Genomic DNA, 21,198 nt, shown 5'->3' on the forward strand with positions numbered 1-21,198 from the left:
TGAAGCCGTTCCCGAAAGGCCGACAGAAGCCGCAGGTTCCTCGACTCAGGCCATCGGCCGCCCAAAAAATGGGTAACCCGGGTCGTTGTAGCCGTGGCTGGACGCGTGGCCGGGCACGACCAGATCATCAATAAAGGTTTCGTCGTCCTTGTCCAGCACAAGTTCCACCGCACCATACACATCCTCCAGGTGCGACAGGGTGCGCGGGCCGACGATGACCGAACTGATCAGTGGATTGGCCAGCACCCAGGCTGCGGCGAACTGGCCGGGCACTTGTCCCCGGGCTTCGCAGCGCGCCTTGATCTTCTGCGCGATAACGAGTGACTCTTCGCGGAATTCGGTCTCAAGGATGCGCTTGTCGCCGCTGCCCGCGCGCGTGCCTTCGGCCGGCGGCTGGCCTGGCGGGTACTTGCCGGTCAGCACGCCGCGCGCCAGCGGGCTGTAAGGCACCACTCCCATGCCGTAGTGGCCGCAGGCCGGCAGGATTTCAACCTCCGGGCCGCGGTTGAGCAGGTTGTAGTACGGCTGGCACACCACGGGTTGCGGCACGCCCAGCGCTTTGCACAGGTGCACCACCTCGGCAATGCGCCATCCCCTGAAATTGGACAGGCCGAAGCTGCGGATCTTGCCCACGCGGATCAGGTCGCCCAGCGCACGCACCGCCTCCTCCAGGTTGGCGTCATGGTAGTCACGGTGCAGGTAAAGAATGTCCAGGTAGTCGGTTTGCAACCTGGCCAGGATGGCCTCCGTTTCCTGCACCAGCCAGCGGCGGGAGTAGTGGCCTTCATTGATGGCCTCGCTGACAGGGTTGCCCAGCTTGCTGGCCAACACCCAGTGGTTCCGCTGGCCCGCGAGCAGCTTGCCCAGGTCTTTTTCGGACTGGCCCTGGTTGTAGACATCGGCCGTGTCGATGAAGTTGAGCCCGTGCTCGCGCGCCGACGCCACGATGCGGCCTGCTTCTTCAAACGGCGTCTGCTTGCCGAACATCATGGTGCCCAGGCACAGGACGGAGACTTTGAGGTTGCTGTTTCCAAGGCGGCGGTATTGCATGGTCATCTTTGCAAAAAAAAAGGGGCAGGATCGCTGATGGTGCCTGAGCCTGAATCTTTGCGCTGCACGTCGGCTATTTGGTGACTGCGGCCCCCGCCATGAAGACCTGCTGTTTATATGTCGGTTTTCGGTGAGGTATCCTTATTTGATGCTAATCGTACTAATTTAATGATCTTGTATCTTTAAACGAAACTTTTAGGGCATTCCGCTCCACACTGCCTCTACAAGCATGTGCTTGGGCCTTCGGGTTATTTATGAAGATCGATTCCTCCCTGTTCTCCCTGTCACGCCTGACGCGTCGCACGGCTTTGGCCGCTGCGGTGTTGGGTGCCACTGCCCTGACGGGCTGCTACGTCGTGCCGGTCCAACCCGGCCATCCGCCGGTTTCCTCCACGGTGTATGTCACACCGGCCATGCCGGCAAGCACGACCTTTGCGGCGCGGCTGTACCCGGCGAACGACACCGCCCAGGCCTACGGCATGGTGGGCGCGGTGGTGACCAATGACATGAACGGGCGCGGCACCTTCACCACCAACATCAACGGTGAAAGCTTTAACGGGGAAGCTACGCGCATCGCAGGCTCTTCAACGCGCGAAGGGGTGGCCAACGGCTCCGGCAGCCGGGGCAGCTATATCAGTTGCCGCTACCAGATGAACTCGTCAACGATGGGGACGGGGCAGTGCAAGCTCTCCAACGGCGCGCAGTTCACGATGCACATCGGCGGTTGAATCAACTGAAATGGCCGTCGCCATAACGACCGCAACAGCGGCGCCGGTTACTGCTGCATCTGCTCGACGGCGACGATCTGGGGCGCCGCCTTGAGGTGCCCCACGTACCTCAGCGGCTTGTGAATCATGATGGAGGGCACATCGCCCTCCCGCATGTGCAGCAGGTCGCCGGGGTTGATCAGCCGGGGGTCGGCGTCGGTCAGCGGCAGGCCGGCGCTGCGGTAGGCCTCCAGGATGAATTGCGAACAGAAGAACTGGTCATTGCGACCCAGCCCCAGCTGCACGGCTGCGATGCCGCGAATACAGAAGTCGCGCACCATGGAAGGTACCAGCGGCAGCTCGCACATGCGGCGCTCCAGCGCGAAAGGCGCCTGCAGCATCACGCCGACATAGTTGTATTTCTTGCCTTCATGGCTGGCAGCGAAGGTGTTGATCTTGATGGCCTGTTCGGCGGTGAGGTCGGGATGGCGAAACGCCACCACCGTCGCCTCATCATTGAGCAGCGCGTCCACGCTGCGCACGCGAATACCTGAGCCCACGGCTTCAGCGATCTGCCGGTTGCCCATATATATCGCAGCATGGCTGACCGGCGATAGCGTGATCAGGCGAATGCCCACCGAGTTGATGCCGTTTTCAGCGGTGAGGATGATGTCGCCCGGTAGCAGGACGTCGGGCCTGATCAGCTCTCCACCATTGCCCGGGTTCAGGGCCATGTTCTGAAAACCCAGCATAGGCGCACCCGTCTCCGCATGCGGCTTGATGGCCGTGGCGCAGCCGCCAAGCGCAAGGAGCAAGCTGCCCAGGACAGTCACCAGGGACAGCAGTCGGGCCATCGTGGCCTGCGGTGAGGTTTTCGGCATGCGCAGGGCTCCAGTCAAATACGGGGTTGGAATGAACAAAACAAGCAGCGGGCGCTCAGGGCGCGGCGCGCTCGACCAGGTATTCTCGGGCGTACCAGAAGGTTTCGGGCGACTTGAACGCGCCCAGCGTGCCTTCTTTTTCGTCCTGCCGTGAGCGCAGGTCCCAGCGCTGGTCGATGATGCGGCAACCGTCGCAGGGCTTTTGCCCGGCACGGCGCTGCACCAGGGCGTAGCGCGTGTTCTTGAACAGGGCATTCACGTCCTCGTAGTCCACCGGTTGCGCGGCAAAGTAGGGAACGATTTTGGCACCCGGAATGATGAACTCGTAGCGCTCAAAGTGCCCGTTGAAGTTGCTCGGCACCGACACGGACTGGCCTTTGAGCAATGCGTCGGTCTCGGGTCGGAAGTGGCCCATGTCGCCATTGAAGGGCAGGGTCACCCATGCCAGCGCAAAGAGTACGGCGAAGCTGCTCAGCGCAGCGACCGGGCGCGTCAGCTCACGTCTGATCATGCCCGCAATACAGGCCACGGCCAGAGCCCCAATAAAGAGCCAGTAGAGCGATGAGTACAGTCCGGCATTCTGTGTAGCCCGCACCCCGCCAAAGCCGATCAGTCCCATGGCCAGCGCGCCGCCCAGGCAGATCAGCAAGGTCAGGCTGAACCAGATACGCGAGATGCGCTCCCAGTACAACGCGATCAGTACGGCCAGCGCGGGCATGGCGGGGATCAGGTAGCGGGTGGAGCGCTGGGTGGGCACCATGAACACCAGCGCAAAGGCCAGCATCCAGAGCCACATGGTTTTTTCTGCATCGCTGATGGTCTTGCCAGTGCCCTTGCGCTGCCGCCAGGCGCGCCACGCCGCCACAAAGCAGCCCACGGCGACGGGTAGCAGGAAAAGGGCGTTGGAGAAGTAACCCGTCAATATCGTCAACACGCCGCTGCTGCCGCTGAACGCGATGGCGAAGTAGCCCTTGGACGAGTTCATCTTGCCGGCGTTTTCGCCGACGACGAACTCGCGCCAGACTTCTCCTGGTTGCGGGTCGATGGCAAACCACAATCCGAAGATTGCAAGTGCCAGCACGCAGATGGCTGTGACCTTGATGCCGTCGGCGACGATGCCGGGCCGGGAAATTGCCCAAGGGGCTTTTTGCGCACCCAGCATCTGGTAACACAAGGCCAGGCCGAACCCGACCGGCACCACCATGACAAACGATTTGTAGAGGCAGCCTATGCCGACGGCCAAGCCGGCGAGCAATGGAAATTTCCAGCGAGAGGCCAGCAACTTTGCCGGCGCCCAGGCAACGGCAAACAACACGCCAAACAGCCAAAAAGTTTCGGGTGCACTGGTGAGGTAGGGCCTGCCATAGCGGTAGGTGCTGAAGAACGACAGGTACACGATGGTCGCGATGGCGCCCATCGTCAGGGCATGGCGGCTGCTATCGGTTGAAGCGGCATGGCTGACCGACTCTTCAGCGACAGTGCCGGTAGCCGTGTTGCGAACGATCTTCCAGGTCAGCAGCCCGACCATGAGCGAAATTGCCCACGTATAGACCACACTCGGCAGGCGCAGGTTGAGCAGCGTCCAGTGCCCGCCCCATCCGCCGGCGACCATCGCCTGCCAAAACAGCACGGGTGGCTTGGTGTTGCGCATGAAATCGTAGGAGCTGACCAGCGGAAGCCACTTGCCGGTCGCAGCCGTCAGCCGGGCGATATGGGCATAGACCAGCTCATCGCCATTTCGCGGAATGTGGTCACCGGCAAGGCCAAACAGGTAAGCCAGCGCGACCAGCAGCGCCAGCGCTATCCAGATGCGGTGGGCCGGGACGCGGTTTTTCAGGGACTCAAGACTTGTCATGGATATCGGTGGATGGCGGCGCAGCGCCATCGGCATCAGGGGCCACGATTTTCGCGCGCCGGCGGCGAAATGTCATGCGGTCATTGGCCACAAAATTACACACGCTGGACAAGACAATCGCCAGCACATTGGCCAGCAGATAGTGCATGTACAGCGCCAGCCATTTGGTCAGTAGAGACTGCAGCACGATGGCCAGGCCAGCCGCCATCACGTACTTTGAAAAAAGGAAAAGTGCCGAGTGGTGCACCTCATGCTTGCGGTCGCGCCAGGTCAGCCGCCGGTTCCAGTAAAAGTTGCTGATGGTGGCGACCGTGATGGCCAGCGCGATGGAGTAGTTCAGCCGTGAATGGAAGTCGGCAATGTGGCTGAACAGGAATTCCTGGGCAACATACAGCACGGCGACATTCACCACCGTGCCGCTGGCGCCCACCACGCCGAACTTGATGAAGCGCCAGCGCGCCATGGGTTGCAGGCGCTCAGGCAGGCGGCTGACAAGAGCCTCTGCTATGGATCGGAGTGTTGTCATCGGAATGAGGTCAGGGCGTTGCCAGGCACTCGCGCGCCTTGGCCAGTACGGCTTCGGGCGCAATGACCTTGAGGCACTGGTTGTCGCCGTCGCAATAGGACGAGCGGTGGTTATAGGCAGTGAGGCAAGGCGAACACGGCCACCGGCTGTAAAAGGAATGGCACTGCGGTGTAAGCGGCGCATACAGGCCCGGGGTCTCGGGGCCAAACAGCATCAGTGTCCAGATGGGCGTGAGCGCCGCGAACTGCCCAGGCCCGCCGTCGTTGGTGACCAACAGGCTTGCCACATGAAAGAGCGCCAGCAGTTCGGAAATGGATCGCGTATAGCCAGTCAGGTCAATCACGGGGCTGCCCGGGAAGGCAGCCTGCACATTGGCCACCAGCTGCTGCGCCAGTGCCTGGTCGTCTTTCAGGCCGATCACGGCCACGGCGCAGCCGTCGGCCACCAGGCCTTCACACAAGGCGGTGTAGGAAGCCAATGGCCAGGCGCGTATCGGCAAGATGCCCCCGCCCGGGTAGACCAGCACGAGAGGCTTGCCGGCAATCGCGGGAAAGTCCTGAGCCAATCGCGTCCGGATGCCTGGCACCAGCGCCGCATCCAGCTGTACGTGCGGCGGTGGTTTTCCGGTGCCTGCCGCGGCCAGATTCGCGGGCAGTTTGGACTTGGGAACGGCCGTGGAATCAATCGCGCGCGCCAGCGTCAGAAACTGCGCGCTGATGTGCTGGTAGGGGTTGTAGGGAACGGGTCGGTTGATGTGCGAACCGCGGTACAGGCCTTCCTGCGTGTGGCGGTGAAAGCCCACGCGGATGCGCGCGCCGCTGGCATACGACAGCAGGCTGCTGATCCGCGAGAACAGCTCGCAGTCAATCGCCACGTCAACATTCGCGCGCCGCAGCTCGCCAATCGCCTTCCACAGGCTGGACAGCAGGCCGCCCAGCGACTTGTCGTCCACCGTGTGCACGTTGGCCGGGTCCACCACCTGCATGAGGTCGAGGATTTCGCGGTTCTTGCCGAAGAGCAGGGCATGCAGCGGCGCGTCGGGATACCGCTGCTTCAGGCGTGCGAACATGTCGTGGGCCAACACCAGGCTGCCCATCTCCGACAGCAAAATGACCACGATGGCGCGCGGCGCGGGGTCGGCGCCGGAGCGGAATTGCCGCAGTACGGCATCGACGCCCGATACCGCTGCGCACAGCGGTATGCCAACCCAGCGGTCAATCCAGCGTTGCAGGTCGATGTTCATCGTTTAAACGCCACGCTGCCTGTCGGCGTGGAACTGCGCGGTGAATTCACCAAAACGGCCGGCGTCCAGTGCGTCGCGGACTTCCTGCATCAGGTTCAGGTAGTAATGCAGATTGTGGATGCTCGACAGCATGGGGCCCAGCATCTCGCCGCAGCGGTCCAGGTGGTGCATATAGGCACGCGAGAAGTTCTTGCAGGTGTAGCAGCCGCAGGTCGCGTCGACCGGCTGGTCTTCGGTCTTGTAGCGCGCATTGCGGATCTTCAGGTCACCGAAACGCGTGAACATGTGGCCGTTGCGCGCATTGCGGGTCGGCATGACGCAGTCGAACATATCGACGCCGGCGGCCACGCCCTCGACCAGGTCTTCAGGCGTGCCCACGCCCATCAGGTAGCGCGGTTTGTTCGTCGGCAGGCGATGCGGCGTGTGCGCCATGATGCGCTGCATTTCTTCCTTGGGTTCGCCCACACTCACGCCGCCTATGGCGTAACCGGGCAGATCCAGCTCGACCAGGGCATCGAGCGATTCCTGGCGCAGGTTTTCAAACATGCCGCCCTGCACGATGCCGAAGAGTGCGTTGGGGTTCTCCAGTTTTTTGAATTCGGCAATGCAGCGGCCGGCCCAGCGCAGGCTCAGCTCCATCGAGCTGCGCGCTTCGCTTTCGGTGGTGATGTGGCCCTTGGTGTCGTAAGGCGTGCATTCGTCGAATTGCATCACGATGTCGCTGTTAAGCACCGTCTGGATCTGCATCGAGATCTCGGGGGTCAAAAACAGCTTGTCGCCGTTCACGGGCGAGGCGAACTTCACACCTTCCTCGGAAATCTTGCGCATCTCGCCCAGCGACCAGACCTGGAAGCCGCCGCTGTCGGTCAGGATGGGCTTGTTCCAGCTTTCAAACTTGTGCAGGCCGCCGAACTGCTGCATCACGTCCAGGCCGGGCCGCATCCAGAGATGGAAGGTGTTGCCCAGGATGATTTGCGCGCCCATGTCGTGCAGCGACTGCGGCATCACGCCCTTGACCGTGCCATAGGTGCCGACCGGCATGAAGATGGGGGTTTGCACCACACCGTGGTTGAGCGTCAGTTTGCCGCGCCGGGCGTAGGAGCCGAGGTAGGCGCCGGCCCCTTCGCCGGCCGGGGCGTCGGTCTTCAGAACTTCAAATTCGAGCATCTTGGGATTGTCGCAGGTGTATAGGGGTGTATCAGGCGCCTGCCAGAGGGGTTTTACGGGCCAGCAGCATGGCATCGCCATAGCTGAAAAAGCGGTATCGCCCGGCAATCGCATGCCGGTACAGCGCCATGATGTGTTCGTAGCCCGAAAACGCGCTGACCAGCATCATCAGCGTGCTTTTGGGCAGGTGAAAGTTGGTCAGCAGCAGGTCAACCACGGCAAATTCAAAGCCCGGGGTGATGAAGATGTTGGTGTCGTTGCAGTCGGGGCCGAATTTGGCGTGCGACTCCAGCGCCCGGACAGTGGTGGTGCCCACGGCCACCACGCGGCCACCACGCGCCTTGCACGCGGCAATGGCTTGCTGCGTGGCCAAAGGGACCTCAAAACGCTCGAAATGCATGGTGTGGTCTGCAATGTTTTCGGCCTTGACGGGCTGGAAGGTGCCGGCACCCACATGCAGCGTCACGCTCGCGCGCTGGATGCCGCGCGCTTCGAGCTGCGCCAATATGGCTTCATCGAAGTGCAGTGCCGCGGTGGGCGCGGCCACGGCGCCCGGGTTTTTGGCAAACACCGTCTGGTAGCGCTGCTCGTCGTCCGCGGAGTCGGTATGGGTAATGTAGGGCGGCAGCGGTACGTGGCCATGCTGCGCCATCAGCGCATAGGGGTCACTGCTCAGGCGGAAACGATACAGAGGTCCGCTTTCCTCGGGCCAGCGGCCCAGCAGCGTGGCGGTGAAGCCACCGTCCATTTGCAGCACCGCGCCCGGCAGGGGTTTTTTGCTGACCTTCATGTGGGCGGCGACTTCATGGCCGGCATCCGCATGGGGCGACAGCACGCGTTCGATCAGTAGTTCCAGTTTGCCGCCGCTGGCTTTCTGGCCGAAGAGGCGGGCTTTGACGACTTTGGTGTCGTTGAACACCAGCAGGTCGCCCGGCAGCAACAGGCCGGGGAGTTCGGTGAACCGCCGGTCCACTGGCAGGTCTTCACGCCCGTCAAGCAGGCGCGAGCCGCTGCGCTGGGCGGCAGGGTGTTGGGCAATGAGTTCTTCGGGCAGCGTGAAATCAAAATCGCTGAGGGTGAAATGGGGCTTCATAAACCTAGAAACCGCAGTTGGATGCGCCCGAGTGTGCCGCCCGCGCTGCGCCAGGCAAGGCGCGACAACGCTGTGGGCTGTTGCCCACAAGGCGGAGCAACGCCGCATGGTGCTGTGCGGGTGGCGCAATCGGGTGCATAGCGTTGTTATGCACAAGCTGAGTGCCAGCGAAGGGAGGGGTGACGGTATTCAAGCGGATTCTGAGAGGTTTGCAAGAGGTCAACTGCGGTTGCTAGGTTGACGGCACAATTGTCCCATGTCGCCTCCTGGTGCCTCCGTCCGAAAAACTGTCCCGCCTGAGACTGCAGTCGGGGACAACGCTGTGCTCCGCCCGCAGGTTGAGAAAGCCCCGCCCAAATCCCCTGCGCAAAAAGCCCTGGAGAAGCTGGGCCTGCGCCGCGACATCGATCTGGCCTTGCACCTGCCCCTGCGCTACGAGGATGAAACCCGCATCGTGCGGCTGGCGGACGCGCGGGACGGCGATCTGGTGCAAATCGAAGGCCAGGTGACGCACAGCGAGATCGCCTTTCGCCCGCGCCGACAGCTGCGGGTGACGGTAGACGACGGCAGCGGCACCTGCGTGCTGCGCTTCATCAATTTTTACCCGGCTCACCAGAAAACGCTGAGCACAGGCGCCCATGTTCGGGTGCGGGGTGAAATCCGCGGCGGCTTCCTCAGCCGTGAAATGATCCACCCCAGCTTCAGACTGGCCGGCGGTGAGCTGCCCGGCGCACTGACGCCGGTGTATCCCACCGTGGCCGGACTGCCGCAAACCTACCTGCGAAAAGCCGTGCTCAGCGGCCTGGCGCGGGCTGATCTCCGCGAGACCTTTCCGCCTGAGGTTTTAGGTGAAAACAGGCTGCAGCCCTTATGGAATCTGCGCGAGGCGCTACAGTTTTTGCATCACCCCACGCCAGATGTCTCGCTGGCCACGCTGGAAGACCGCAGCCACCCGGCCTGGCAGCGGCTCAAGGCCGAAGAGCTGCTGGCCCAGCAGCTGTCGCAGCTGCAGGCCAGGCGCATACGCGCAGCCATGCGCGCACCTTCGCTGGTGGGCCCGCCCATGCGCGGCACGCAGTGCACGCTGCATGACCAATTGCTGGAGCGCCTGCCTTTCCGGTTGACCGCCGCCCAGCAGCGCGTGTGCAACGAGATTGAAGCGGACCTGAAAAAAAACATCCCCATGCACCGCCTGTTACAGGGCGACGTGGGCGCCGGCAAAACGGTGGTGGCGGCGCTGGCTGCGGCACGCTGCATGGATGCGGGCTGGCAATGCGCGCTGATGGCGCCTACGGAAATCCTGGCCGAGCAGCACTTCAGCAAGCTGATCGGCTGGCTGGAGCCGCTGGGCATCAAGACCGCCTGGTTGACCGGCAGCCAGAAAACAAAAGAGCGGCGCGAGATGCTGGCGCTGATCGAGAGCGGGGAGGCCGGTCTGGTCATAGGCACACACGCTGTGATCCAGGACAAGGTGAAGTTCAAAAACCTGGCGCTCGCCATCATTGACGAGCAGCACCGCTTTGGCGTGGCGCAGCGGCTGGCCCTGCGCAGCAAAATGACTGAAGGCGGGCAGGAACCCCATCTTTTGATGATGACCGCCACGCCGATTCCGCGCACGCTGGCGATGAGTTATTACGCTGACCTTGACGTCTCCACCATCGACGAGCTGCCGCCCGGCCGCACGCCCATCGTGACCAAGGTGGTGAGCGACGCGCGGCGCGACGAAGTGATCACGCGCATACGCGGGCAGCTGGCGGAAGGGCGGCAGATTTACTGGGTCTGCCCACTGATCGAGGAAAGCGAGTCCATCGACCTGGTCAATGCCACGCAAACGCATGAAGCGTTGAGCGCGGCCTTGCCAGGCGTCAGCGTGGAGCTGCTGCATTCGCGTATGCCGGTTGCAGAAAAGAAGGCCGTAATGAGCCAGTTCACCGCCGGGAAAATGGGCGTGCTGGTGAGTACGACGGTGATCGAGGTGGGCGTTGACGTGCCCAATGCTTCGCTGATGGTGATCGAGCATGCCGAGCGCTTTGGCCTGAGCCAGTTGCACCAGCTGCGCGGCCGTGTCGGGCGCGGCGCGGCAGCGTCGGCATGCGTGCTGCTGTATTCGACCGGCGAAGCGTCCCGGCTCGGCGAGATGGCGCGCGAACGCCTCAAAGCCATGGCGCAAACCAATGACGGCTTCGAAATCGCCCGGCGCGACCTCGAAATCCGTGGGCCGGGGGAGTTCCTGGGAGCGCGGCAGTCGGGGGCGCCGCTGTTGCGCTTTGCCGACCTGGAAACCGATGCCGCGCTGCTGGCCTGGGCGCGCGAGCGGGCTCCGCTCGTGCTGGACCGGCATGCGGAGCTGGCCCACCGGCACATCCTGCGCTGGCTGGGCGGCAAAGCCGATTACCTGAAGGCCTAAGCAACATCTGGCGATGCAGCGATTGAGAAAAGCAGCACAATAAGCCCATGACGCTGACCGAACTCAAATACATCGTCGCTGTGGCCCGGGAAAAGCATTTCGGCAAGGGCGCAGACGCCTGTCACGTCTCGCAGCCCACCCTCAGTGTGGCCATCAAGAAGCTGGAAGAAGAGCTGCAGGTCAAGCTCTTTGAGCGTAACGCCAACGAAATCACCGTGACGCCTCTGGGCGAAGAAATCGTGCGCCAGGCCCAGAGCGTGCTGGAGCAAGCCGACAACATCCGGGAAATTGCCAAGCGCGGCAAAGACCCGCTGGCCGGTGCGCTGCGGCTGGGCGTGATCTATACGATTGGCCCCTACCTGTTGCCCGACCTGGTGCGCCAGGCGATTGCGCATACGCCGCAGATGCCGCTGATGCTGCAGGAAAACTTCACCGTCAAGTTGCTGGAAGAGTTGCGTACCGGTGAAATTGACTGCGCCATCCTGGCCGAGCCCTTTCCCGACACCAACCTGGCCATTGCGCCGTTGTATGACGAGCCTTTCATGGCGGCGGTGCCCAGCGCCCATGCGCTGGCGTCCCGCAAAAGCGTGACGGCCGAGGAGCTCAAGAAGGAAACCATGCTGCTGCTGGGGACCGGCCATTGCTTTCGCGACCACGTGCTCGAGGTTTGCCCCGAATTTGCACGCTTTTCCAGCAGCGCCGAAGGCATCAGCAAAAGCTTCGAAGGTTCGTCGCTGGAAACCATCAAGCACATGGTGGCGGCGGGCATGGGCATCACGCTGGTGCCCCGACTGGGCGTGCCCAAGGAGGCTCTGGCCGAGCAGGCCGCAGCTGCCGGGAAGCCCGCCAAGGGAAAACCCGCCGCAAGCCGCAGCAAGGTGGCAGCAGAGCAACCTTCGTTCATCAAATACCTGCCGTTTGACGGCGATGTGCCGAGCCGGCGCGTGGTGCTGGCCTGGCGTCGCAGCTTCACGCGATACGAGGCCATTGCCGCGCTGCGCAACGCCATCTACGCCTGCGAACTGCCCGGCGTCATCCGCCTGTCTTGAATCCCGTCTATGACCGGCATTGACGGCGGCTGTTGCGGCCGTCGTCCTGATTTCGTTAAAGTTATCCCTGAATTTTAAAAAAGGAAACACCATGGCCAAGTCTTCTGCCAAACCAGCCGGCAAAACCACCGGCAAGCCCGCACCTTCCATCAACATTGGCATCAATGAAAAAGACCGCGCAGCGATCGCCAAGGGCCTGAGCCGCCTGCTGGCCGACACCTACACGTTGTACTTGACCACCCATAACTTCCACTGGAATGTGACGGGGCCGATGTTCAACACGCTGCACCTGATGTTCATGACGCAGTACACCGAACTGTGGGCCGCGGTTGACCCGGTGGCCGAGCGTATCCGCTCGCTGGGCCATCCCGCACCGGGCTCTTACGCTCAGTTCGGCAAGCTGGCGTCGATTCCCGATGTACCTGTGGTGCCGCCCAAGGCGCTGGAGATGGTGCGTATCCTGGTGCAGGGCCATGAAGCCGTCGCACGCACGGCACGCGAATTATTTCCACTGGCCGACAAGGCCAGTGACGAGCCGACCGCGGACTTGCTGACGCAGCGCCTGACGGTGCACGAGCAGACGGCCTGGATGCTGCGCTCCTTGCTCGAAGAGTAAGTCTTGCATGCGCGTTTCAGACGAGGCTGATAACGGCAAATCAGCACCGCTGCAGGCAAACAGCGCGAGGGACGCTTCTTCGCCAGCAGGGGCCGCGGAACCGGCTTTGCCGGGCCGCAGGCGCAGCGCCCCCTCGGGGGGCAGCGCATTACACGAAGTGAAAAGCGTGGGGGCCAATTATTTGCAACTGATCCGCTGGAATCGCCCGGCGGGCTGGTTGCTGCTGCTGTGGCCGACCCTGTCGGCGCTGTGGGTAGCTTCGCACGGCTTTCCGGGCTGGCATCTGCTGGCCGTGTTTACCTTGGGCACCTTCCTGATGCGCAGCGCGGGTTGTTGCGTCAACGATGTGGCCGACCGCGATTTTGACCGCCACGTCAAACGCACGGCGCAGCGGCCCGTGACCAGCGGCGCCGTCTCCGTCAGGGAGGCGCTGTTGCTGGGAGCCGTGCTGGCCCTGCTGGCTTTTGGCCTGGTACTCACCACCAATACCGTCACCATCGCCTGGTCATTCGCCGCGCTGGCTGTAACGCTGGTCTATCCGTATGCCAAGCGTTATGTCTCCATGCCGCAGGCGGTGCTGGGGGTCGCTTTCAGCTTTGGCATTCCGATGGCTTTTGCCGCCGTACAGTCGCGCATTCCGCTGCTGGCCTGGGTGCTATTGCTGGGCAACCTGTTCTGGGTGATTGCCTACGACACGGAATACGCCATGGTCGACCGTGACGACGACTTGAAGATCGGCATGAAAACGTCGGCCATCACACTGGGGCGGTTCGATGTGGCGGGCGTCATGCTCAGCTACCTGATTTTTCTGTTAATTTGGGCTGTAGCCCTTATGGATATTGCGCAACCAGCTATTTATTTAATAGCAATTGCGATGGCGCTCGGGCAGGCGTTGTGGCACGGCTGGCTGATCCGCAAGCGCGAGCGCGATGACTGTTTCAAGGCGTTTCGGCTCAACCATTGGCTGGGCTTTACGGTATTTGCGGGAATTGCGCTGTCGTACCTGGGCCGTTGAGCCTGCGCCGAAACAGACGGCCATAAAAAAGCCCGCATCTGCGGGCTTTTTCAATTCCTGCCGCCTGATCAAGGGCTCAGCGGAACTTCATCCGCAAATTACACCGATTTTTTGGCTTTTGCCTTGGCCTTGTGCTTGACCTTGTGTTTGGCTTTTGCCTTGGCTTTTGTGGGCGCGGCGGCTTTTTCGGCAGGTGCGGCGGCAGGGGCTGCTGCGGGTGCGGCGGCCTGGGCCGCTGCTGGCGTGGAGATCACGGCCAGGGGCATGGCGAGGACGGCTGCGCTGATGAGGGTGGACAGTAATTTGTTCATGGGGAAGCTCCGGATGTTGGAAAAGTTATGGTGCGGGTGTTGCCGGGTGAACTGTCCACGAAGGACCAGGGCAGCCGTGACAGACGCTCTTCTTCAACGTCTTCCCTCGCAGGGCGGTTGACTTGCCCGGCCGCGGTCATCCGCAAATCCCATGGCCACGTGCTGCCACGACAAAAGAATCATATTGCTATTAATTCAGGGGCTTAAGAGGCAAAGTTCATCACCAGAAGACACCTGCGGGTCAACCGCGGCAACAATGAGTTTGCCCGGGGCTCAGTTCACGTCAACGGTATCGAGAGCTTCTGGCGCTATGCCAAGCGACGTCTGGTGCAGTTCAGCGGTGCACTCAGGCACACCTTCTAACTGCACTTGAAGGAAATCGAGTTCAGGTTCAACCACCGCCACTGCAGCCTGTACAAGTCGCTGCTATCCTTGCCGGGAAACAATCCTCTTTAACGGGATTTTTGCTTCTTAAGCCCCTGATTGATGGCGATCGGTGCGCTTTCACGCTCGGTTGAGCCGCCAGAGCCTGGGGATTTGCCCGCTCGCCAGAACTGTTTCGATTCGCCACCAGCCAGAAGTCCCCAGCCCCCGGCATCGCCAGATAGCTCAAAATACCCTCCATGACCTTCGATGCAGCCAACCCACCCCGTTTCTGGCCCGACCTGAAAAGCCCTGACTTTTCGCGCCTGGACTTGGCCCGCTGTATTGCGGTGCTGCCGGTGGCCGCGGTGGAGCAGCACGGCCCGCACCTGCCGCTTAATGTGGATGCGACGTTGGTGGAAGGTGTGATTGCAGCCGCTTTGCCGCATTTACCCCCAACGCAGCCGGTGCTGTTTTTGCCCACGCAGGCGGTGGGCTTTAGCCCCGAGCACGATCGCTTTGCCGGCACGCTCACGCTAAAAGCCGAGACCGTGATCCGGCTCTGGACCGAGCTGGCCGAATCCGTTGCGCAAACGGGGGTCAAGAAATTGGTGCTGCTCAATTCGCACGGCGGCCAGGTTGGCCTGCTGGACGTGGTGGCGCGCGACCTGCGGGCCCGGCTGGGCATGCTGGTCTACAGCGTGAACTGGTTCAACCTGCCGCTCACAGGTGAGGATGGCAAGTCCGTGAATGATTTGTTCAGTGCCGAAGAGCACCGCTTCGGCATCCACGCCGGCGAGATCGAAACCTCCATGATGCTGGCGCTCAAGCCGGGTCAGGTCGACATGGCCAAGGCGCAGAACTTTCACTCCACTTCACAGGACAGGGCTGCGAAGTTCAGCATCCTGGGTGACGGCCGCAGCGCCAAGCTGGCCTGGCAGATGCAGGACTACAACCCGCAGGGTGCGGTGGGCAATGCGGCTGCCGCTACAGCAGACAAAGGCCGCGCCCTGCTGAATGCAGCGGGGCGCAGCCTGGCGCGGCTTCTGTCGGAGATCGACCAACTGCCGGCTGATACGCTGAGCGATAAAACCGCGTTCTAGGCTGTTGCGGGGCGGGTATTTAGCGCAGGATCACGGTCTGGCGCTTCCACGCGGCGTCCTGCGAACGGGCGAAGGCCGCCAGCGTTCCCGGGTCACCGGCCTGCTTCTCGGCCGTCAAGCTGTCCATGCGCGCCACCTCGAAACTGCGGCGCAGGCGCCCGGCAATGCGGGTCTCGCGGGCCAGCAGCATGTGAGGCGTGCCGCGCACCCATCCGGCAAATTCCACATAGCCCAACTCGGGGCCATTGCTGGCGGGCGGCAGCACCTCAATCGTCCATTGCCCGGATCTTTTGCGAAACACCCACAGCTCGCGCCAGGCGTCCAGCGGCTGCACCGCGAGCGCCAGGGCCTGGCCATCCGGGTGGGCGCTGGCGGACGCGGTCCACACGATGCCGTAGGTGCAGCGCCTGGCCACGGCCTCCTTGCCGGGTTTGCCGTCGGCCTTGTTTTCGTACAGCGCCACGCAGGTTTCGCCGGCCTGGCCCGTCTCGGTGGCTACCGTCAGTTTGGCGAAGCGGGGTAGCGCGGTTTCAGCGCCCCATCGTGAGGCGCCCACTCGAATCGCCGCGTCGTTGTAGTCCTGCCTGTCGTTGTCCGTCAGCTCCAGCTTGTTCACCGCCGCGAGTTCCGCCAGGGCGCGCTGGGCGGCTGCCGTGGGTGCTTCGGCCCGGCGCGCCTGCTCAAACGCCAGGCTGGCGTGCACGCCGGCACGGCGCAGGCGCAAACGGTTTTTGCTGACTTCAGGCAACTGGGCGAACTGCGCGGCGCTGACCTTGTCCAGCACTTCGGCGCGCCACTGGTCTTGCGTGAAGCGGTCCTGCGGATGCAGGTCGGGGCTCATGCAGTCGGGGCGGGTCACGGCCAGCGCGGCGCGTGCGCGTTGCTCGGCGTCGGATGGCAGCGCCAGCACACGGCGAAAGGCCTCGCCGTTGTAGCAAAGCTGCATGCTTCCGTTCTGCTCATAACCCTTAAAGTTCACGCCATAAAAGGTGGCCACTTCCATGTGCGCAGAGATCACGTCACTCGTGGCCTTGCCGTGCTTCATGGAGGCGCGGCGCGCCAGGCGTTCGGCCATGGTGCCCAACGCATCAAAGGCTTCCGCGCCTATGGCGTCTGCCGGCGCGGCCTTGAGGTAAGCGGCCGTGTACGCAATGCCCAGGGCTTCGGCGCCCGGGCTTTCGCGCAGGAAGCGCACCACCGAGAGGAGCTGCGGCGCGTCCTCGGGCTGCAGCGAGACCGTGCGAACCTGACTCACGTGGATGAAGCCCGCGCGTTCACGCCTGTGGTCGTAGACCTGCAGGTAATCCATGCGCTGGCCGCGGATCTCGAGCGCGTCGCCTTGCCACAGGGCCGCCTGCTGTGCGGCCGAATCACGCGGCGCGGCGCGCAGGGTGGCCTGGTCCTGCGTCACGATGGCGAGGGTAAGAAGTGCGGTGGTGATCATTATTCGGCCTCTTCTTTGTCGTTGTTGTCTTGCGTGCCGGCGTCGCGCGGCGCTTGCGCCACGGTGCGGCCGGCCTTGGGCGCGCCGCCCAGCAGGCCCGCGCCCACAAAGCCGCCGCTGGTGGAGGGCGGGGCGATGATCACGGTGATCTTGTCGCTCAGCTTGTCGGCCATGGTCTTCTGGATCAGCAGCGGGTGGCGCGTGATCAGCACGCCTTCGCGCGCCATCTGCTCGCTGTTGATCTTGCCCACGCGGTCCAGCCGGTAGGCTTCGGCATCCGCCAGTTTCTGGCGCGAATCGGCTTCGCCCGATGCCTCGATGCGCCGCGCCTGGGCGCTGCCCTCCGCCGTGCGTATGCGTGACTGCTTGTCGGCTTCGGCTTCGAGCTGGCGCTGCTCGATCTGCTTTTGCTTGAAGGGAAGGACATGTTTCATGGCTTCTTCCTGCGCTTTGGCTGCAATTACCTGTTCACTGGCGGCGGCCTGCGCATTGGTTTCACGGCGTATTTTTTCGGCCATCGCGTCCAGCTCGGTTTCCTTGACGCGCTTTTCCTTCAGGGCCAACGTGTAGCGCATCTTTTCCGTGGCCAGCTCTTCGGCCAGCAGCTTGTCCATGCCCTGGCGGTAGTCGGCGGGCAAGTCGACCTTGCCCATCTGCACCGTGCGCAGCAGGATGCCGTCGGCCGCGAGCTTGGGTTTGAGTTCGGCTTCGATGAGCTGCTGGATCTCGGCACGCTTGCTTGAGAAGATCTCCCGTACGGTGTAGCGGGTGAAGGTCTTGTAGATCACGCCTTGCACGGCGGGCTGTACGATCTGGCCGGCAATGTCGTCAGGCAGGTTTTTCGACAGTGCGTTCACCTTGGTGGGGTCCAGTGCATAACGCACCGTGATGTCCACACCCAGCGACATGCCTTCAATCGACTGGAAGGGCGAGGGGCCGTCGGCACGGCTGCTGCCTTCAGGGCGGTAGACCTGGTCGCGCAGCGAGAAGGTACGCACCTCGTGCAGGCCGGGCAGCAGCAGCAGGGAACCTTCGCGGAATTCGTCGACGCCGCCGGTCAGCTGGTTGGTGCGAATCGCCACGTCGCCGCGCGCCACCGATTCCATGGGAGGGTGCACCCACAGCAGGTAGCCGACCGCGCCCGCCGCGGCGGTGGCGATCATCAGGCCGCTGGCGCTGGCGGCGCGCTGCACCCCTGTGGCAGCGATACGGCGGGTGCCGCGCACCCCCCTGGAAAAGATGGCGCGGATGCGCAGGGAAATACGGCTAAGGCGTGGGTTCATGATGGGCTCCTCCGGTTGGTTTGGCGAGAGGCGCGGGTTGCGCTTTCTCTGGCCTCCATTGTTCGAATCGGGCCCGGAGCATTCAATGCGCCTGCGCGGTGTCTTTGCACGGTTTGGCGGCGGCAACCCTCCGCCAACGGAAGAAACACTCACACGGCCTGGCGCAGGCCACACCCATAATGGCGACACCCCATCCTCTTGAGGCCTCATGACCAAAATTGCCGTGATCGAAGACGACCTGCCCATGAGCAACCAGCTCAAGGGCTGGATTGAATCGGCCCGTCCGGGCATCCAGGTCGACCAGTGGTTCAACCGCGACGATGCCGAGGCCGCCGTTGCCCGCGAAGGCTATGACGCCGTGGTGCTGGACATCGAACTGGGGCGCGAACGCCATGCCGGCGTGGCCATCATCAACGCCATCAACAAGCAGCGGCAGGGTACGCCCGTGCTGGTGGTGTCCGCCATGCCGGCCGCCATCTACCGCAGCATCATGAAAGCTCTGGACGCCTGGGACTATCTGCAAAAAACCACGTTTGAGGAGGCCGACTTCATCGAGACCTTCCTGGACATCCTGCGGACCGCCAAGGCCAAACCCGCAGGCAGGGCGCCAGCCGGCGACAGCCAGGAACTGCAGCTGGACCCGCTGCGACAGAACACCGCCATCTGGCGCGGGCAGCGCGTGAATCTGCCGCTGACGGCGCAACGCATCCTGGCAGCGCTGCACGCGCGCCGCGGCGAGGTCGTGAGTTACGACGACCTCTACCAGGTGGTCAAGAGCGGCCGCAACCGCGACAACATCCGCAAGCACGTCAGCACGATTCGCGACGCGTTCAAGGAAATCGATGCGGCCTTTGACGGCATTGAAAACATCCCGATGCGAGGCTTTCGCTGGGCTGAGGCGCCGGAGCCCCCGCGCGGCAGAGGCAAGGCGTGAAGCTGCCCACCCGCCTGGATGTCGAGCGCCTGCTGCCGGCGCGCGTACCCTTCGGCCTGCGCGTATTTTTTCGCGGCGCTTTTTTTCTGCTGGCATTGGCCACCGTCGCCCTGGCCATCGCCGTGTTGCAAGACGAAAAGGAGCGCAGCTACCGCAATTACCAGGACGGCTTTCGCAAGAACCAGGCGCAGATCGCCGCCAAGCTGCGCCATCCCACGGGCCAGCTGGTGCTGCTCAACCCCACGGCCTACGAGCATGAGGTGACGCCGCTGCGCCCGTTGGTGCTGCCTTTTTCGGCCCTCGATTTCGACGATCGCAACAAGGCCCAGCAGGCAGTGGAGATGGCCGGCTGCCTGGTGCAATACCCCGACGCGGCGTCGATGTGCGTGGCCGTCGGCAACAACCCCTTTGCCGGCGGTTTTCTTTATGCCGTCGGCAGCTTCAACAGCGGGCCCCTGGTGTCGCACATCTCCGGAACGCTGGACTTAAGCCAGGCGCACCGCGCCCGCATCACGGTCGACATGCGCGGGCAGCGCTCCCGCTGGATCGCACCTTTCCAGGCCATGCAGGCCATGGACGAGGGGCGCAACGCCTCGCCTCTTGCCAATGCCAGAGGCCGGCTGGTCGGCTTTGCCGATGAGGGCCCGATCACGCCGGCCAGCCGGCCCGTGCGCGACTTCCGCGGCTGGCTTTGGCAAGACAGCCGCTGCGTGGACGGCACGCTGGCGGCAGACCCTGATTGTGCCCGGCGTGCCTTTGTCAGCGTGCGCCTGCCGGTGGAGCTTTTTCGCGAAGCCCTGTTTACCAAAGGGCCTGCGGGCATCGTCTGGCCGCCGGCTGACCTGGACCAGATCAAGGTGCAGGTGGAAATGCTGGCCCCCGGCGAGGGCAAGCCGTTGTTTGACAGCAATGCCGCAGGCGCCACGGCGCCATTCTCATGGGCTGAGCTCACCCCCTTGCTGTTGCCCGGCGAAAAGCTGCGCATCCGCAAGCTGGGCGCCGCCGGCGCCAGCACCGACATCGTGGCGCTGTCCGGCGCAGAGGCGACAGAGCGCTCCTCCCCCCTGATCGCTTACCTGATACGCCGGCTGCAAGTCGATGGCTACGACGCACCCATCACCAGCACCGACATCATCAGCACGCCGCTGGGGCGCTATGAGCTCACGCTGACCGGCGACATCCGCACCGTCAACAAAGCCCTGACGGCTGTGGCCACCCGTGTGTCCTGGTTTGTGGGGGCCATGCTGCTGGCCATCTTTGTGACCTGGCTGGCCATTGAGCTGCGCATCATCCGCCGCATCACCGAACTCACCCGCCGCGCCGCCACCGTGTCCAAGGGCGTGCGCGCCAGCGACAACCTGGCGACGGTTGACCTGGCCGACCTGCGCGGCGGCGACGAGCTGGGTGTGCTGGCCGGCGGCCTGCAAGACCTGCTGCAGCGCGTCAATGAAGACGTGCGCCGCGAACAGATCCGCGTCGCCCAGGAAAAAGACACCTGGCACGCGGTAGGCCACGAAATCATGTCGCCCCTGCAATCGCTCATGGTGCTGCACGGAAGTGCCGACGACCCGGCGCACCGCTACATCAGCCGCATGCAGCAGGCCGTGCGCGTGCTCTACGGCAGTGCGTCGCCCAGCGAAGCCTTTGAATCCACCGCGCTCAATGTGCAGACGCTGGATGCCAATGAATTCCTGAGCCATGTGGCGCGCAACGCTGAGGCCGCGGGCATTCCCGGTGTGGCTTTTGATCCGCTGGCCCAGCCGGTCAGAGTGCGTGCCGACGAGTATTCGCTGGAAGATGTCGTGTCACATGTGCTGCGCAACGCTGATCGCTACCGTTTGCCCGGCAGCCTGATCCGCATCACGCTGTCGCGGCAGGCACAGGAAGGCACAGCGCCCGAGGCAGTGATCAGCATCAGCAACCAGGGCCCGCAGATCGAGGCCGGCCTGTTGGACAAGATTTTCGAGTACGGCGTGTCTGACCAGCCAGATACCGGCGTGGCGGGACAGCGCGGGCAGGGCCTGTTTGTCGCCAAAACCTATATGGCCAAGATGGGCGGCACCATCACCGCGTACAACCGGGATAGCGGTGTTTGCCTGGAGTTGCGCCTGCAGTGCGCTGTCGGCTGATCCCTGATTCCATTGCTAATTC

18 protein-coding genes and 1 pseudogene are annotated in these 21,198 nt (G+C 63.2%); 9 read left to right on the top strand and 10 right to left on the bottom strand.

Annotation, left to right across the window (positions count from 1 at the left end; genetic code table 11):
* Positions 1-45: 45 nt before the first annotated feature.
* Positions 46-1,050 (bottom strand): aldo/keto reductase, encoded by a 1,005-nt coding sequence (locus tag AC1D13_RS10900; protein ID WP_457281445.1) that lies wholly within the window; start codon positions 1,048-1,050, stop codon positions 46-48.
* Between the two features lie 254 nt (positions 1,051-1,304).
* Between AC1D13_RS10900 and AC1D13_RS10905 the strand changes: the two genes are divergently transcribed.
* Positions 1,305-1,778 carry a hypothetical protein gene (locus AC1D13_RS10905; protein ID WP_457281444.1) on the top strand — a complete coding sequence of 158 codons (474 nt, stop codon included), beginning with the start codon at positions 1,305-1,307 and terminating at the stop codon, positions 1,776-1,778.
* Positions 1,779-1,825: 47 nt separating this feature from the next.
* Here the strand turns inward: AC1D13_RS10905 and AC1D13_RS10910 are convergent, their stop codons facing one another.
* From AC1D13_RS10910 to queA, 6 genes are read right to left on the bottom strand one after another with little or no spacing between them, the layout of a single operon-like run.
* Entirely contained in the window at positions 1,826-2,638 is an 813-nt protein-coding gene (locus AC1D13_RS10910) for a YiiX/YebB-like N1pC/P60 family cysteine hydrolase (protein WP_457281443.1), read from the bottom strand.
* A 55-nt stretch (positions 2,639-2,693) separates the two neighbouring features.
* Positions 2,694-4,493 carry an ArnT family glycosyltransferase gene (locus AC1D13_RS10915; protein ID WP_477689532.1) on the bottom strand — a complete coding sequence of 600 codons (1,800 nt, stop codon included), beginning with the start codon at positions 4,491-4,493 and terminating at the stop codon, positions 2,694-2,696.
* Positions 4,480-5,019 carry a GtrA family protein gene (locus AC1D13_RS10920; protein ID WP_457281441.1) on the bottom strand — a complete coding sequence of 180 codons (540 nt, stop codon included), beginning with the start codon at positions 5,017-5,019 and terminating at the stop codon, positions 4,480-4,482. Before AC1D13_RS10920 ends, AC1D13_RS10915 begins: the two co-directional genes overlap by 14 nt.
* A gap of 10 nt (positions 5,020-5,029) precedes the next feature.
* Positions 5,030-6,262: a glycosyltransferase family 9 protein gene (locus tag AC1D13_RS10925; RefSeq protein WP_477689533.1), complete on the bottom strand. Its 1,233-nt coding sequence runs from the start codon at positions 6,260-6,262 to the stop codon at positions 5,030-5,032.
* Between the two features lie 3 nt (positions 6,263-6,265).
* Positions 6,266-7,429 carry a tRNA guanosine(34) transglycosylase Tgt gene (gene tgt, locus AC1D13_RS10930; RefSeq protein ID WP_457281439.1) on the bottom strand — a complete coding sequence of 388 codons (1,164 nt, stop codon included), beginning with the start codon at positions 7,427-7,429 and terminating at the stop codon, positions 6,266-6,268.
* 31 nt (positions 7,430-7,460) lie between these two features.
* A complete protein-coding gene (gene queA, locus AC1D13_RS10935; protein ID WP_457281438.1) occupies positions 7,461-8,522 on the bottom strand; it encodes a tRNA preQ1(34) S-adenosylmethionine ribosyltransferase-isomerase QueA in 1,062 nt (353 codons plus the stop codon).
* A gap of 256 nt (positions 8,523-8,778) precedes the next feature.
* Here queA and recG point away from each other — a divergent pair, with 256 nt between their 5' ends.
* The 4 genes from recG (at position 8,779) to ubiA (ending at position 13,609) form a co-directional block, all read left to right on the top strand.
* On the top strand, positions 8,779-10,929 hold the full coding sequence (gene recG, locus AC1D13_RS10940; RefSeq protein WP_477689534.1) for an ATP-dependent DNA helicase RecG: 2,151 nt from the start codon (positions 8,779-8,781) through the stop codon (positions 10,927-10,929).
* A 47-nt stretch (positions 10,930-10,976) separates the two neighbouring features.
* On the top strand, positions 10,977-11,978 hold the full coding sequence (locus AC1D13_RS10945; RefSeq protein ID WP_477666456.1) for a LysR substrate-binding domain-containing protein: 1,002 nt from the start codon (positions 10,977-10,979) through the stop codon (positions 11,976-11,978).
* Positions 11,979-12,069: 91 nt separating this feature from the next.
* A complete protein-coding gene (locus AC1D13_RS10950; protein ID WP_477666457.1) occupies positions 12,070-12,594 on the top strand; it encodes a Dps family protein in 525 nt (174 codons plus the stop codon).
* 166 nt (positions 12,595-12,760) lie between these two features.
* Positions 12,761-13,609 carry a 4-hydroxybenzoate octaprenyltransferase gene (ubiA, locus tag AC1D13_RS10955; protein ID WP_477666458.1) on the top strand — a complete coding sequence of 283 codons (849 nt, stop codon included), beginning with the start codon at positions 12,761-12,763 and terminating at the stop codon, positions 13,607-13,609.
* A gap of 98 nt (positions 13,610-13,707) precedes the next feature.
* Here the strand turns inward: ubiA and AC1D13_RS10960 are convergent, their stop codons facing one another.
* On the bottom strand, positions 13,708-13,920 hold the full coding sequence (locus tag AC1D13_RS10960; protein WP_477666459.1) for a hypothetical protein: 213 nt from the start codon (positions 13,918-13,920) through the stop codon (positions 13,708-13,710).
* A 228-nt stretch (positions 13,921-14,148) separates the two neighbouring features.
* Between AC1D13_RS10960 and AC1D13_RS10965 the strand changes: the two are divergent.
* Positions 14,149-14,376: pseudogene (locus AC1D13_RS10965) on the top strand (IS1595 family transposase); the annotation flags it as partial.
* 167 nt (positions 14,377-14,543) lie between these two features.
* Positions 14,544-15,386, top strand: coding sequence for a creatininase family protein (locus AC1D13_RS10970; RefSeq protein ID WP_477666460.1), 843 nt, complete (start codon positions 14,544-14,546; stop codon positions 15,384-15,386).
* Positions 15,387-15,405: 19 nt separating this feature from the next.
* Here the strand turns inward: AC1D13_RS10970 and AC1D13_RS10975 are convergent, their stop codons facing one another.
* Entirely contained in the window at positions 15,406-16,830 is a 1,425-nt protein-coding gene (locus tag AC1D13_RS10975) for a hypothetical protein (protein WP_457281431.1), read from the bottom strand.
* A complete protein-coding gene (locus tag AC1D13_RS10980; protein WP_457281430.1) occupies positions 16,830-18,113 on the bottom strand; it encodes an SPFH domain-containing protein in 1,284 nt (427 codons plus the stop codon). Before AC1D13_RS10980 ends, AC1D13_RS10975 begins: the two co-directional genes overlap by 1 nt.
* Before the next feature lie 208 nt (positions 18,114-18,321).
* Here AC1D13_RS10980 and AC1D13_RS10985 point away from each other — a divergent pair, with 208 nt between their 5' ends.
* Entirely contained in the window at positions 18,322-19,047 is a 726-nt protein-coding gene (locus AC1D13_RS10985) for a response regulator transcription factor (protein WP_477666461.1), read from the top strand.
* Entirely contained in the window at positions 19,044-21,176 is a 2,133-nt protein-coding gene (locus tag AC1D13_RS10990) for a sensor histidine kinase (protein ID WP_477689535.1), read from the top strand. The genes AC1D13_RS10985 and AC1D13_RS10990 overlap by 4 nt, the downstream gene beginning before the upstream one ends.
* The last annotated feature ends 22 nt before the right edge of the window (positions 21,177-21,198 follow it).

It is taken from the genome of Polaromonas sp. P1_E12, from assembly GCF_056405975.1.

What these genes read in the sequence shown, in the direction of transcription:
- AC1D13_RS10900 (WP_457281445.1), bottom strand. Translation starts at nt 1,050, where the DNA reads ATGCAATACCGCCGCCTTGGAAACAGCAACCTCAAAGTCTCCGTCCTG.
- AC1D13_RS10905 (WP_457281444.1), top strand. Translation starts at nt 1,305, where the DNA reads ATGAAGATCGATTCCTCCCTGTTCTCCCTGTCACGCCTGACGCGTCGC.
- AC1D13_RS10910 (WP_457281443.1), bottom strand. Translation starts at nt 2,638, where the DNA reads ATGCCGAAAACCTCACCGCAGGCCACGATGGCCCGACTGCTGTCCCTG.
- AC1D13_RS10915 (WP_477689532.1), bottom strand. Translation starts at nt 4,493, where the DNA reads ATGACAAGTCTTGAGTCCCTGAAAAACCGCGTCCCGGCCCACCGCATC.
- AC1D13_RS10920 (WP_457281441.1), bottom strand. Translation starts at nt 5,019, where the DNA reads ATGACAACACTCCGATCCATAGCAGAGGCTCTTGTCAGCCGCCTGCCT.
- AC1D13_RS10925 (WP_477689533.1), bottom strand. Translation starts at nt 6,262, where the DNA reads ATGAACATCGACCTGCAACGCTGGATTGACCGCTGGGTTGGCATACCG.
- tgt (WP_457281439.1), bottom strand. Translation starts at nt 7,429, where the DNA reads ATGCTCGAATTTGAAGTTCTGAAGACCGACGCCCCGGCCGGCGAAGGG.
- queA (WP_457281438.1), bottom strand. Translation starts at nt 8,522, where the DNA reads ATGAAGCCCCATTTCACCCTCAGCGATTTTGATTTCACGCTGCCCGAA.
- recG (WP_477689534.1), top strand. Translation starts at nt 8,779, where the DNA reads ATGTCGCCTCCTGGTGCCTCCGTCCGAAAAACTGTCCCGCCTGAGACT.
- AC1D13_RS10945 (WP_477666456.1), top strand. Translation starts at nt 10,977, where the DNA reads ATGACGCTGACCGAACTCAAATACATCGTCGCTGTGGCCCGGGAAAAG.
- AC1D13_RS10950 (WP_477666457.1), top strand. Translation starts at nt 12,070, where the DNA reads ATGGCCAAGTCTTCTGCCAAACCAGCCGGCAAAACCACCGGCAAGCCC.
- AC1D13_RS10960 (WP_477666459.1), bottom strand. Translation starts at nt 13,920, where the DNA reads ATGAACAAATTACTGTCCACCCTCATCAGCGCAGCCGTCCTCGCCATG.
- AC1D13_RS10970 (WP_477666460.1), top strand. Translation starts at nt 14,544, where the DNA reads ATGACCTTCGATGCAGCCAACCCACCCCGTTTCTGGCCCGACCTGAAA.
- AC1D13_RS10975 (WP_457281431.1), bottom strand. Translation starts at nt 16,830, where the DNA reads ATGATCACCACCGCACTTCTTACCCTCGCCATCGTGACGCAGGACCAG.
- AC1D13_RS10980 (WP_457281430.1), bottom strand. Translation starts at nt 18,113, where the DNA reads ATGAACCCACGCCTTAGCCGTATTTCCCTGCGCATCCGCGCCATCTTT.
- AC1D13_RS10985 (WP_477666461.1), top strand. Translation starts at nt 18,322, where the DNA reads ATGACCAAAATTGCCGTGATCGAAGACGACCTGCCCATGAGCAACCAG.